The sequence below is a fragment of the Candidatus Desulfofervidus auxilii genome (assembly GCA_030262725.1).
Lineage (GTDB): Bacteria > Desulfobacterota > Desulfofervidia > Desulfofervidales > Desulfofervidaceae > JAJSZS01.
Window position 1 is genome coordinate 83,824 of the sequence record JAJSZS010000001.1, and the last position, 11,814, is coordinate 95,637.

General features: G+C 30.4%; 13 protein-coding genes. 5 read left to right on the top strand and 8 right to left on the bottom strand.

The features are described from left to right. The first annotated feature begins 11 nt into the window (after nt 1-11). From LWW95_00465 to LWW95_00475, 3 genes are all read left to right on the top strand, one after another. The gene (locus LWW95_00465; protein MDL1955515.1) at nt 12-452 is read left to right on the top strand and encodes a F0F1 ATP synthase subunit epsilon; all 441 of its coding nucleotides are present in this window, start codon (nt 12-14) and stop codon (nt 450-452) included. Between the two features lie 90 nt (nt 453-542). Further along, nucleotides 543-1,133, top strand: a complete 591-nt coding sequence (locus LWW95_00470) for a hypothetical protein (GenBank protein MDL1955516.1) — start codon at nt 543-545, stop codon at nt 1,131-1,133. Then, complete coding sequence (locus LWW95_00475) at nt 1,133-1,771, top strand: hypothetical protein (protein MDL1955517.1); 639 nt, start codon at nt 1,133-1,135, stop codon at nt 1,769-1,771. The genes LWW95_00470 and LWW95_00475 overlap by 1 nt, the downstream gene beginning before the upstream one ends. On the opposite strand, the gene LWW95_00480 is transcribed toward LWW95_00475, so the two are convergent. The 4 genes from LWW95_00480 to LWW95_00495 are packed head-to-tail and all read right to left on the bottom strand — an operon-like array spanning nt 1,768 to nt 6,789. Next, a complete protein-coding gene (locus tag LWW95_00480) occupies nt 1,768-3,054 on the bottom strand; it encodes a hypothetical protein (GenBank protein MDL1955518.1) in 1,287 nt (428 codons plus the stop codon). The two genes, LWW95_00475 and LWW95_00480, sit on opposite strands and share 4 nt — an antisense overlap. A 1-nt stretch (nt 3,055) precedes the next feature. Further along, a complete protein-coding gene (locus LWW95_00485) occupies nt 3,056-4,060 on the bottom strand; it encodes an MlaD family protein (GenBank protein MDL1955519.1) in 1,005 nt (334 codons plus the stop codon). Nucleotides 4,061-4,069: 9 nt separating this feature from the next. Then, complete coding sequence (locus tag LWW95_00490; protein ID MDL1955520.1) at nt 4,070-4,843, bottom strand: ABC transporter permease; 774 nt, start codon at nt 4,841-4,843, stop codon at nt 4,070-4,072. After that, complete coding sequence (locus LWW95_00495) at nt 4,831-6,789, bottom strand: PBP1A family penicillin-binding protein (protein ID MDL1955521.1); 1,959 nt, start codon at nt 6,787-6,789, stop codon at nt 4,831-4,833. Before LWW95_00495 ends, LWW95_00490 begins: the two co-directional genes overlap by 13 nt. 64 nt (nt 6,790-6,853) lie before the next feature. On the opposite strand from LWW95_00495, the gene LWW95_00500 reads away from it, so the two are divergent. Both LWW95_00500 and lolA read left to right on the top strand, forming a co-directional pair. Beyond that, a complete protein-coding gene (locus LWW95_00500) occupies nt 6,854-8,767 on the top strand; it encodes a DNA translocase FtsK (protein ID MDL1955522.1) in 1,914 nt (637 codons plus the stop codon). Continuing rightward, a complete protein-coding gene (lolA, locus tag LWW95_00505; GenBank protein MDL1955523.1) occupies nt 8,764-9,402 on the top strand; it encodes an outer membrane lipoprotein chaperone LolA in 639 nt (212 codons plus the stop codon). The genes LWW95_00500 and lolA overlap by 4 nt, the downstream gene beginning before the upstream one ends. On the opposite strand, the gene LWW95_00510 is transcribed toward lolA, so the two are convergent. The 4 genes from LWW95_00510 to LWW95_00525 are packed head-to-tail and all read right to left on the bottom strand — an operon-like array spanning nt 9,399 to nt 11,779. Beyond that, on the bottom strand, nt 9,399-9,977 hold the full coding sequence (locus tag LWW95_00510; GenBank protein MDL1955524.1) for a hypothetical protein: 579 nt from the start codon (nt 9,975-9,977) through the stop codon (nt 9,399-9,401). The genes lolA and LWW95_00510 overlap by 4 nt on opposite strands. Nucleotides 9,978-10,020: 43 nt before the next feature. Next, entirely contained in the window at nt 10,021-10,821 is an 801-nt protein-coding gene (locus LWW95_00515) for a ParB/RepB/Spo0J family partition protein (protein MDL1955525.1), read from the bottom strand. Nucleotides 10,822-10,868: 47 nt separating this feature from the next. After that, a complete protein-coding gene (locus LWW95_00520) occupies nt 10,869-11,285 on the bottom strand; it encodes a HEPN domain-containing protein (protein ID MDL1955526.1) in 417 nt (138 codons plus the stop codon). After that, complete coding sequence (locus LWW95_00525; GenBank protein ID MDL1955527.1) at nt 11,282-11,779, bottom strand: nucleotidyltransferase domain-containing protein; 498 nt, start codon at nt 11,777-11,779, stop codon at nt 11,282-11,284. The genes LWW95_00520 and LWW95_00525 overlap by 4 nt, the downstream gene beginning before the upstream one ends. Nucleotides 11,780-11,814: the final 35 nt, after the last annotated feature.

The following is an 11,814-nucleotide window of genomic DNA, read 5'->3' on the forward strand; positions in this document are numbered from 1 at the left end:
AGGGGTATAAAATGGCAGGAAAACTTCTTTTAGAAATAATTACTCCAGATAGATTAGTGTTAAGAGAAGAAGTTGATATGGTAGTGGCTACAGCTAAAGAAGGAGAATTTGGCGTTTTGCCAGGTCATGCACCTTTTTTGTGCTTGTTGGAGATAGGGCCTGGGCGGTATAAAAAAGATGGTAAAACTGAATATATATCAATTGTTGGGGGTATTTGTGAAGTATTTGAAAATAAAGTGACAATTTTAACAGAAGCAGCAGAATTGGCTCGTGAAATAGATGTTGAAAGGGCTATGCGAGCAAGAGAAAGGGCATTGAGAAGATTGCGTCAAAGAGAAAATATAGATATAGCTAGAGCAGAAGCTGCCTTAAGAAGAGCAATAATGCGGCTAAAGGTAGCTCATCAAGCTGGCTTAATTGAAAGTATTCCTCCAGCAAGCATTTCAGAATAAATAAAAAATTTAAAAACATAAAAAGCCCCCTTTAAGGGGGCTTTTTTGTTTTATATTGAAATAAATGTAAAATTTCCATAAAATAAAAATATGCTTGTTAAAACTTCTTTAATGGAATATTTTAAAAATGCTGTTGAAAAAGCTATCTCTGAATTGCAGGTAAAAGTAAATGAATTGACCGCATTTTATATAGTTAATCTTCTTACTGTTTTTTTCCGTACTGAAAGAGTTTATATAGGTGCAGAAGATTTACGTTATAAAACCATTGCTCAAGTATTTTTAGAAAGTAAATTTTATGATATCACACGTCGTATAAAGGCTTTAAAGCATATAGCTGATTATAGTCTTTTTATGTCTGGATTTTTCTCTGAAAGCTTCAAACGAAAACTTGTAAGTATAGATTATTTTATTACTTTGGGGAGTAAAGCATACTTGGATCTGGCTAGTATTTTAGTAGATATGAGAGAGAAGACCTTAGTTGATGTTTATCGTGAATTGGGTGAGAAATTTCCTATACTTGTGGATGTATTGGCGGAGGTTAGTGAAAAGGCTATTCAAAGAAGAAGTGATTTATTGCAAGTATATGAGAAATGGCTGCGTACTCATAGCCAAAGAGAGGAAAAAAAATTGAGGAAATGTGGAATTTATCCTTTAAATATTGATTTTACTAAATTACAATAATGATAATTGATGAACTCCAACAAGCTCTTGAAGACATATATGGTATTCGATTTCCAGCCAGGGCTAAAGATTATCTTATAAATCAGCAAATTTTAAAAATCTTGATAGAAAAAAATTTTATTGATGCTTCTTTTTTAAAGAAAAAAGGGGCATTATTTATTTATGAGGAAGATGATGGTGTAAGTCTTTCTCTTTATTTACATGAAAGATTATTTGATGGATTAGAAAAACCACTTTCATGGGGAAATTTGCAAAAATTTTGCACTATTGCTGAAGAAATAAGCCATTTTTGTCATTTTCTTTGGTTTTTTGAAATAGAACGTAAAACAACACAACTTGAGTTAGAGCTTTTAGGAGAAATAGATAAATATTTGTTAAGTTTTCTTTTTATGACTTTAAATAGAGAAAATCTTATTCAGCTTCGACAAAAAATTTTTGGCGATTTTCTTCCATTAAAAGAGATAACATCACAACAACGACAAAGATATTATGATTGTTATTGGTTAGCTTCAAAATACTGTCGTTATTTAGAAGAGAGATTTTTAAAAAAATTCCGAATAAATGCACTTTTTACAGAAATTAGATGTTTTCATTGTCTCTCTCCTCCAGAGAAGATAAGTGTTATTTTGCGGTGTTAAAATTTTAAAAAATAAAATAATTTTAAGTATTTTTTTTCTTCTGATTTGATTATTTGAATCATACCTAAAAATAACGAAAAACATTGTTTATTTTTCTGTTTTTCCCATTTGAAAAGAGGAAAAAATTGATAAAATTCTTTTTCTTTTCCTTTTTTATGTTGATAAATACCCCAGAATAAACAAGTATAGATGCTTTTTTGAATTCTTTCAGAATAATATAGTCGTAAAAGTGGAGCAAGATTTCTTTCAAATCCTGGTTCTTCTACAGGCAATATGGCAGGGAAATAAGTTTTCATTTTATTTTTTTCTGATTTATAATAAAAAATAGGCCAAAATTTAATAAGTTTTAATATTATTTTGCCTTTAGTATAATGGCGTTCATATCTATTAACAAAAATAAAATAATCAGTAATAATTTTTTTGTTTTTTTCATACTCTATCTGTCTTTTATAAAAAGGATAAGCTAAATAAAGTCTCTTAATGTCCTCTCCTTTTTCATATCGAAAAAGAGGTAAAATGTTTAAGGCAAAAAATTTATCACTTTTTGTCCAACCTATAAAAGGCCAAGGACAATCATAATGACGATAATCTTTATAACGATAAAATTTGAAAAAAGGCCATAAAAATGTATAAGAATGACTTAGCGGTGTTTTTTCTGAGATATAAAAAGGAAAAATGGAGAAATATGTTTTAGGTTCTGAAGAATTCAATTTAGTTTTTTGATAGATAAAAATAGGCCATAAAAAATAATATTTTTTAAATTCTTTCTTTTTAAAATCATAACCAAAAAAAGGCAAAAATTTAAATGCACTTCTTCTTTCTCCTCGATGAATGGTAAAGAAAGGAAAAAGAAAGCGATAAGTTTTAAAATCTTCTTCCTGAGAATAAGTATATATGGGCCAAAGAAAGAAGAGGATTTTTTTCTTGCCAAATCGATGTTTAAACTGTCCATAAATTGGGAAAATACCTCCATATTTTTCTCCATTTTCTGTTTTACCCCAAAAAATGAGAAAAAATTCATTATAATTATTGCTTTTTTCTATTAATGGAAAAACAGAAAGGTGTTTTCTTCTTTCGCTCTTTCTATATCTGATTAAAGGATAAAAGATATCTAAAGAAAAAAAATTTTTTGTTTTTTGGTAAGAGAAAAATGGACGCAAAATAAGTTCTGTGCTTTCAGGTTCATGAACATAAGAAAAAAATGGTTCAAAATAAATATTATTTGTTTCAGAAAAGACTTGTTTGGGTAAAATGATAATAAAACATAAAAAAATATATTTCATTCTACTTAGCGACACCAATAGCTGTACCTAATACTGAAATAGGTGTTTGTTCTCTTACTACAGTGGAGGTTTCTCTAACATTTCTTAATGTTTCTTTAACTTCTTCATAAAGACTTTCATCATTAACAAGCTTCCCCAATGTGCCTTCTCCTGCTTCAACTTTTTTTACAATACGATTTAAACGCTCAATAGCTTCCTTTGCCTGTTCATACATATTTTCATCTTTACATAATTTACCCAATGTTCCTTTACCTTCTTTGATATCTGCTAGTAATGTTTTTAAATCACTTACTGTTTCTTTTGCCTCTTGATAAAGGGTTTCATCATTAATAAGTTTACCAAATGTCCCTTGTCCTTTTTCTATTTTTGCTATAATTTCGTTAAACCTTTGTGCAATATCTTTTATATCACTATAAAGTGCATCATCATTAACAAGCTTACCTACTGTTCCTTCTCCTTTTCTTATTTTTTTAGAAATTTCTGCCATATGAGCTGTTGCTTTTTCTATATTTTTAGTAATCTTTTTCAAAGTTTCCTTTTCTGTACTTAAATAGTCATTAATCTGTTCAGTAACCTTATCTATCTTTTCTAAAACTTGATCAATATTTGTTACTGGAGAAGTATCAAGAATTTTTCCTCCTGGCTTGATATACTTATCAGATTCTCCTTGAATAATTTCTACATATTTTGTACCTACAACACCTGTTCCACGCACTTTTGCCTTTGCATCTTTACTGATTTTTACATTAGGTTTAATTAACATTACTACCTTTGCTTTTCCATTTTCTAAGGAAATTCTTTTTACAGTTCCTATATCAACGCCTGCCATAACCACTGCGTTGTTAAGTTTTAATCCACTAACATCATCAAAAATTGCCAAAACTTCATAACCCTTCATAAATATAAGCTTTTTGTGTTTAGTAATCTTTATTGTCATATAACCTAAGACCAACAAAGATGCTAATACAAACAATCCTACTTTAAAACTTAATGTAAAATTTTTCATTTCATCCTCCTATTCCCAAAACACCAAATAATTAAATATAGTAGTAAATACATAATTATCAATTAAAATAGTAACCATAGAAATCACTACTGTTTTTGTAACAGCATTACCTACACCTTTTGCTCCTTTTTCTGCATAAAAGCCTTTATAACAAGCAATTGCTGGTATAAGAAAACCAAATGTCATTGCTCTTAATAATCCCCTTAAGATATCAGAAAATTCTACTACTTGGATAGTATTTTCAATATAGCTTCCTGCATTAACACCTAAAATCTTTGTAGAAGCTACATAGCCCATTAATACTCCAGATGCATCGCAAAATATTGTTAAAACAGGTAACATTACAATGCAGGCCAAAAATTTAGGTACTACAAGATAATGTATTGGGTCTATTGCCATAACTTCTAATGCATCTATTTGTTCAGTAACTCGCATAGTGCCCAATTCAGCAGCATAGGCAGCTCCTACCTTTGCAGTTACCATAAAACCTGTAAGTACTGGAGCAAGTTGAGCTACAACAGCCATAGCTACAGTTGAACCCAACCAATCCACTGCACCCAATTTCCGAAATCCAACATAACTACCCAAAGCTACTACCATACCTGCAAAAGCTCCAGTTACAAGGATTACAAAAAAGGATTGAATACCTACGAATTCCATCTCTTGTAATAAAAGTCTCCATCTAAAAGGAGAAGAAAATACATTTCTTATTATTTTAAAGAAAAAAAAGGTAAAATTACCCAATTCATTAATAAATTCAATCAGTATGTTTAAAAATCGCATTCTTTATAAATTATCTCAAGTATATCCTTTTTTTCTTTTAAATTAGGCAAGTTGCCCTTACGAAAGCATTCTATATGAGAGCCTATTTTAGCAAAAGTTACATTTGGTGGTATAGAAAATGGCTTTATAGGTAATTCCTTTTCTACTTCTTTCATAAAATAGAGCCAAATTGGAGCAGCTGCCCTCCCGCCTGTTTCATGTTCTCCTAAGCTTTTTAAAGTGTCATAACCTATCCAAACACCAGTGACATAATAAGGAGTATAGCCAATAAACCATGCATCAGTATAATCATTAGTAGTACCTGTCTTTCCAGCTGCAGGTCTTTTGAATCTTCTTACTCTTCTACCTGTACCTTTTTTTATAACATCTGCAAGGATATTTGTAATAATATAAGCAGTATCTGCAGATATTACAGGTTGTGGTTGAGGTAAATTTTCTTCTAATATATCACCCTTTGAATCTATTATTTTAGTAATAGCTATAGGTCTTAAATATTGCCCTTGATTAGCAAATACAGCATAAGCAGTGGTAAGTTCAAGTAAAGATACACAATTGCTTCCTAAAGCCAGAGAAAGGTCAGGATTAAGAGGAGAAGTAATACCTAATCGTCTTGCATAACTAATAGCATATTTTATTCCAATATTATTAAGTAGTCTTACAGTAACTGTATTTCGAGAATGGACAAGGGCTTCTCTTAAGGATGTTTTTCCATAAAATCGCCCCTCATAATTATGAGGACGCCAAACCTTTATACTTTTATCTTTTTCATTTTCTTCTACAAAAATAATTGGATAATCATATATAATTGATGCAGGTGTATAGCCTTTATCCAAAGCAGCAGCGTAGATAATAGGTTTAAAAGCAGAGCCAGGTTGGCGACATGCTTGAACAGCACGATTAAATTGACTTTTTTTAAAATCTTTCCCCCCAATCATAACTTTTATAAAACCAGTATTGGTTTCTAGACATAATAATGCTCCTTCTGGATTTCCTTTTTCATCCAGATGTCTTTTTTTGAGTTCTTCAATTCCCCTTAATAAAGCCTTTTGAGCAAATTCATGCATATCAATGTTGGCAGTAGTATAGACAGAAAGACCACCTTGATAAGTAAGTTTATATCCATATTTTTTTATAAGATATTGCCGTATATATTCAAGAAAATAAGCACATGCAGGATAAGAATAATTTATCCTTTTTAATTTAAGAGGCATATTATATGCTATTTCTGCTTCTTCTTTTGAAATATAACCACAAGTAACCATTCTATTTAAAACATAATGTTGTCTTGCTTTAGCTTTGGATAAATTTTTATATGGTGAATAATAACCAGGCCCTTTGGGAAGTCCAGCAATTAAAGCTGCTTCTGCTAAATTCAATTCCCATACATGTTTGCCAAAATATGTTCTAGCAGCTGCTTCTACACCATAAGCACCATGTCCAAAATAGATTTGATTTAAATAAATAGTTAAAATTTCATCTTTACTAAGGCGCTTTTCTAAAAGGTATGCCAACATAATTTCTCTTGCTTTACGGGAAATGGTGCGCTCATGTGAAAGTAAAAGAGATTTTACTGTTTGTTGTGTAATAGTGCTTCCTCCTTGTACAATAGCCATTGCTTTTATATCAGTAATAAGGGCTCTTAACATTCCCAACCAATCAAGTCCTTTATGTTCATAAAAACGCTCATCTTCTGCTGCAATAAAGGCTTTAATAAGATAAGGAGGTATTTGGTCAAGTGAGACAAAATAACGTCTTTCAGTAAAAAATTCCCCTAATACTTCGCCATTATCAGCATAAACTACTGTTGTTAAAGGGGGTTGATAATCTTCTAAGTGTTTTATATCTGGCAAAGAAAAAAACAAATAAGTACCATATCCAAGAATACCAAGAAAGGCAAGAATAATAAAAGAAGCTATTATAATAATGAAATATTTTAAAATACGCATATAATTAACATACATTGCTATATTACCTTTGACAAGGCTTTATAAGCATGGTATTTTTTGTGATATGAAAAGAAAGATATTTGCTTTATTTCTTGTCATAATTAGTTTATTTTTATGCTTTATCTTAGTCAATTCAACTTTTGGTTTTAAATTAAAAAATATATTTGGTGAATCAATTTGGTTTTTAATTATTGGTTTTTTTTATCTAGGTATTAATGCTTGGAGAAAAAACTCTATTTTTCACATATTTACAACATTAATAGGTATTTTTTGTTTATTAGTGGCATCTTCTACTATATTAGATTTTGTCTTTTCTTCTGGAGGAAAATTTGGTAGCTTCTGCCATAAATATTTAATATCTTATTTTCCAGCTTGGTCAGCATGGTTAATAGAAATGGGTCTTTTTTTTATTGGTTTGTTTCTTATAGGAGAAAAAGCATCTTATGGTTTTGAAAAAATATCTATTTGGTTTAAACAAGCCTTTTCTTTAAAGATTAATCAAGAAAAAAAGGTTAAAACAAAACCTTCACATAAACCTCAAAAAGAAATAATAGTTTCTGAAAAAGGTTGGCAATTTCCTTCTTTAGAAATATTTATCCCTGGCGAAAAAAGGAAACAAATAGATAATACCTATTTTGAGACAACAGCTCGTTTACTTGAAGAAACTTTAAGAGACTTTGGAGTAGAAGGAAAAGTGGTGCGAGTTAATTCTGGTCCTGTAGTTACTATGTATGAATTTGAACCTGCTCCTGGAGTAAAAATTAGCCAAATTGCTTCTTTAGCTGACGACCTTGCACTCAATTTAAAAGCAGGGAGTATAAGGGTAGTTGCTCCTATTCCTGGTAAGGCTGTGGTTGGTATTGAAGTGCCAAATGCTGAAAGAGAGATAGTACGTCTTTATGATATTCTTTCATCAACAGCCTTTAAAAAAGCACAAGGTAAACTCATTCTTGCACTAGGTAAAGATATTTTTGGTGAACCTGTAGTAGCTGATTTGACTAAAATGCCTCATCTTCTTATTGCAGGTGCTACAGGAACAGGAAAAAGTGTATGTTTAAATGCACTTCTTTGTGGTTTTTTAGTCCGTTGTACACCAGATGAATTAAAACTCCTTTTAGTTGATCCCAAGCGTATTGAGCTTTCTTACTATAATGATATTCCTCATTTACTCTATCCAGTAATTACTGATATGGAAGAAGCTACACAGGCATTAAAATGGGCAGTAAGGGAGATGGAAAGAAGATATGACCTTTTAGCAAGGATTGGAGCTAGAAATTTAGAAAATTATAATAAAAAACGCCTTTCTCTTCCTTCAGAACAAAAGGAAATATATCCTCACTTGCCCTATCTTGTAATTGTCATAGATGAATTAGCAGATTTAATGGTAGTGGCTGCTAGAGAGGTTCAAACTTCCTTAGTTCGTTTAGCTCAAATGTCTAGGGCAGCAGGTGTACATCTTATCCTTGCTACTCAAAGACCCTCAGTAGATGTTATTACTGGTGTTATAAAAGCAAATTTTCCTGCTCGTATTTCATTTCAAGTCTCTTCTAAAGTAGATTCAAGAACTATTTTAGATGCTACTGGAGCAGAGAGATTGCTTGGTATGGGAGATATGCTTTTTCTTCCTCCAGCTACTGCAAAACTTCAGCGTTTGCATGGTGCCTATATTTCTGAAGAAGAAATTAATTCTTTGGTAAATTTTTGGAAAACACAAGCAAAACCTGAATATATTCCTGCATTTTCAGAAGAAATAGAGACATATAGAATAGAAGATGATTTTGATGATGAAAAATATCGTGAAGCTGTAGAATTAGTTGTAAAAACAGGAAAGGCATCTATTTCTATGGTACAGCGCCATTTACGCATTGGTTATAATAGAGCAGCTAGATTAATTGAGCGTATGGAAAAGGAAGGGATTGTTAGTCCATCTGATGGTATACGTCCTAGGCAAGTATTAATAAAGGGAATAAAAGAATGAGAAATCTTCTATTATTTTTTCTTTTTGGAACGATAAATACTGTTTATGCCTTAGATGTAAATTTTATTTTAGAAAAGTTGCAAATAAGATGTAGAAGTTTGGAAAGCATTAAGGCTGAATTTATTCAAAAAACACAAGTTGTTACTGCTGGTCCAATAAAGATAAAAGAATTTGAGGGAATAATGTATCTAAAACGACCAAGCAAAATCCGTTGGGATTATTATAAACCATCAATATATCAAATTATCAGTGATGGAGAAAACATCTGGTTTTATGATGCAGAAGAAAAACAGGTAATGATAGGCAAATTAAAAACTTATATGGATAAACGTTTGCTTTTGTCATTATTCTTAAATATTAAAAATTTAAAAAAATTTTTTAAGATTGATTATGAAGAAAAAGATAAATTTTTTATTCTGACTTTAATTCCTTATCAATTAATACCTTCTTTAAAAGAAGCTCAAATTTGGATAAAAAAAGATAATTTTGAAATAAAACAAGTTGAAACAAAAGATTTTTATGGTAATAAAAACAAATTTCAATTTGTTAGTATATTTTTTAACCCAAATCTAGAAGACAAATTCTTTATATTTCAAACACCTAAAGGAACAGAGATTATTCATTTACCAGATTAAGACTTATCTATATCTTCCAAAACCTCAATTTCTTCTTCAGAAGAAGACCCTTCTACTTCTTCTAATATTTCAATTCCTTCTATTTTTTCCTCAGGCATTTCTTCTTTTGCTTCTTTTTTAATTTCTTCTTCAGCACTTTCCATCTCTTTTAACTCTTCCTGTGCCTTTTCTAATTCAGCAAATATTGTATCTGCTTCTGGAGGTAAAAAAGAGCCTGTTTCTGATGTTTTCTCTCTTTCTGCAAATAAACTTTCTTCTATTTCTGGTTCAAGTTCCATTTCAACTATTTCTGCCTCTTCAGGTGGTGTTTCTTCAGCTTTTGTTCTTGTTAAAGGTTCAGGTTCAGGAGTAAATGTAGTTTCTAAAGGAGGTTCAACTGGAGGGGGAGATATAGTTTCTTCTGTTGTGCTTTCTTGAGAGGCTACCTTTTCTAAAAGATCTTCAAGTAGATTTATCTCTTGAGGTTTAAAAGCAGTTATACCAAATTGTTCTTTTAGCTCTTTCCAATCCTGACCACATTTTGGACATGCATCTAAAAAATCAAAAGAATGAAATCCACATTTTGGACATCTCATACTTTGCTTTTACCACATGCCTTTTAATAAAGCAAGCATAAATTTATTCTTCTCTTTCTAAAATAAATTCAGGATTTTCTTCAATCTCTCTTAAAGTTTCTATTATTTGATCAAATGTTTCATTAAAATCAAAGATATCTCTTTCTCTCTTATGAGGATTGGCATAGGATAAAATTTGATTGTAAAGAAATGGATGAAATTTTCCCATTTCCTTAGCCTTTTGTACAATGTCTTTTAAAATTTGATTTGCTTCTAAAATTTTTTCTGCCCTTTTATTCCTTTCTCTAAATGCTTCTTTTAGTGGTAAGTCCAAGAATAAATCACATTTTTTTAAAATACTTTCAAAAGAAGAACCAGCAAGTTTTTCTGTATTTTTATAGGCAATACCTAAAGTAACATAATAGCCTTGTTCAATGGCATCAATTATTTCTGGATCATTTTCTGCCATTTCAGGTTCTTTTTGTAAAATTTCTTCATAAACTTGAAGAGCAACATAGGATTTTTCTCTAATATTAAGTTCCTTTTCAATATTAAAATTCATCATCAATTTTGCCATCTTTTTTGGAACAATAATAGCTGGTATTTTTTCAAGTTCTAATTCTTTTGCTGCTAAAAATCTATGTTGTCCGTCAATGATTACATATTTTCCTTTTTTATCTCCCTCAACTACCATAATCGGGACAGTGAATCCAATCTTTCTTAAAGATTGTAAAAGGTGTTTTACATGATATTGAGATGGCTTTCTTTGATGAGAAATAACTTCAAGAGAATCTAATGGAAGGAGGGTAAAAATAAACCTTTCCCCCTTAAGTGGCTCTTTATATTCAAACTTTTTCTCTGACATATTTATATGTTAATCATTTTTATCTTACAGACAAGAATATTTGAGAATTAATCTTTTATCTTGATAATTTTTGAGGCAACTTCAACTATTTTTTTAGCCCCTTCAATGGCTCTTAATGCATCTTCTTTTGTATATTCTTCAGTAGGTATAAAATCAATATCACCATAAAAGGAAAGCTCTCTTTCTTTTCTTAACCATTTTGAAATTTGAGCAAGCTCTGAAAGAATAGGTTGTATTTCTTTAGGAAACTTCTCTTTATTATCAAGGATTATCATTCCAACATCATGCCATTTAGGAGGATCTATTCCAACTTGTCTTAACATTGCTTTTTGTGCCAATTCAACGATTTCTTGTGCTTCTCTAATTACATCTGAATAATCTTCCTCTTCTAAAAGCACCTGAAGTATTTTTAATCTTTTTTGAGCCTTTATTAAATAGCTTTGAGCTAAACTTACATTGGTCATATATCTATTATATCGCCTACTTTATAATCTGGTTTTAATACCCAATACCATGCATTGCCTTTAAAAATGCGTTTTGCTCCAATTTTTTTAAGCTTTTCTTTTAAAGAAAAAAGAAAATTTTTAAAAAAATCATCTTTATCATAAAGTATTTTTGCATCAAAAACCATGTCCAAAAAAAGCCAACTGCCTCTTAAAACTTCTTCCTTTGTTTTAAAAATAGGCGAAAAATAAGGATATACACCTTTTTTATACAATGCCTTTAATTCAAATTCTAATTTTCTTTCTATATTTTTCTCAAATTCTTCTACTCTTTTCACTCTACCTTTAGGCAATTTTTCAGCTACAATCAAAATATCAATATCAGAGTCTGGTCTAAAACTATCCCTTGCCACAGAACCAAATATAACAAAACTAACAAGCCTATTTTGATAATATACTTTAGAAAGTTCTAAAGCTTTTTTAACTAAATCCTGATATATCTTCTTATAAGACATTTACACCCTTATAACATTTACTTTTAAAGGATGCA

What these genes read in the sequence shown, in the direction of transcription:
- LWW95_00500 (MDL1955522.1), top strand. Translation starts at nt 6,854, where the DNA reads ATGAAAAGAAAGATATTTGCTTTATTTCTTGTCATAATTAGTTTATTT.
- LWW95_00485 (MDL1955519.1), bottom strand. Translation starts at nt 4,060, where the DNA reads ATGAAAAATTTTACATTAAGTTTTAAAGTAGGATTGTTTGTATTAGCA.
- LWW95_00510 (MDL1955524.1), bottom strand. Translation starts at nt 9,977, where the DNA reads ATGAGATGTCCAAAATGTGGATTTCATTCTTTTGATTTTTTAGATGCA.
- LWW95_00480 (MDL1955518.1), bottom strand. Translation starts at nt 3,054, where the DNA reads ATGAAATATATTTTTTTATGTTTTATTATCATTTTACCCAAACAAGTC.
- LWW95_00520 (MDL1955526.1), bottom strand. Translation starts at nt 11,285, where the DNA reads ATGACCAATGTAAGTTTAGCTCAAAGCTATTTAATAAAGGCTCAAAAA.
- LWW95_00475 (MDL1955517.1), top strand. Translation starts at nt 1,133, where the DNA reads ATGATAATTGATGAACTCCAACAAGCTCTTGAAGACATATATGGTATT.
- LWW95_00465 (MDL1955515.1), top strand. Translation starts at nt 12, where the DNA reads ATGGCAGGAAAACTTCTTTTAGAAATAATTACTCCAGATAGATTAGTG.
- LWW95_00470 (MDL1955516.1), top strand. Translation starts at nt 543, where the DNA reads ATGCTTGTTAAAACTTCTTTAATGGAATATTTTAAAAATGCTGTTGAA.
- LWW95_00525 (MDL1955527.1), bottom strand. Translation starts at nt 11,779, where the DNA reads ATGTCTTATAAGAAGATATATCAGGATTTAGTTAAAAAAGCTTTAGAA.
- LWW95_00490 (MDL1955520.1), bottom strand. Translation starts at nt 4,843, where the DNA reads ATGCGATTTTTAAACATACTGATTGAATTTATTAATGAATTGGGTAAT.
- LWW95_00515 (MDL1955525.1), bottom strand. Translation starts at nt 10,821, where the DNA reads ATGTCAGAGAAAAAGTTTGAATATAAAGAGCCACTTAAGGGGGAAAGG.
- LWW95_00495 (MDL1955521.1), bottom strand. Translation starts at nt 6,789, where the DNA reads ATGCGTATTTTAAAATATTTCATTATTATAATAGCTTCTTTTATTATT.
- lolA (MDL1955523.1), top strand. Translation starts at nt 8,764, where the DNA reads ATGAGAAATCTTCTATTATTTTTTCTTTTTGGAACGATAAATACTGTT.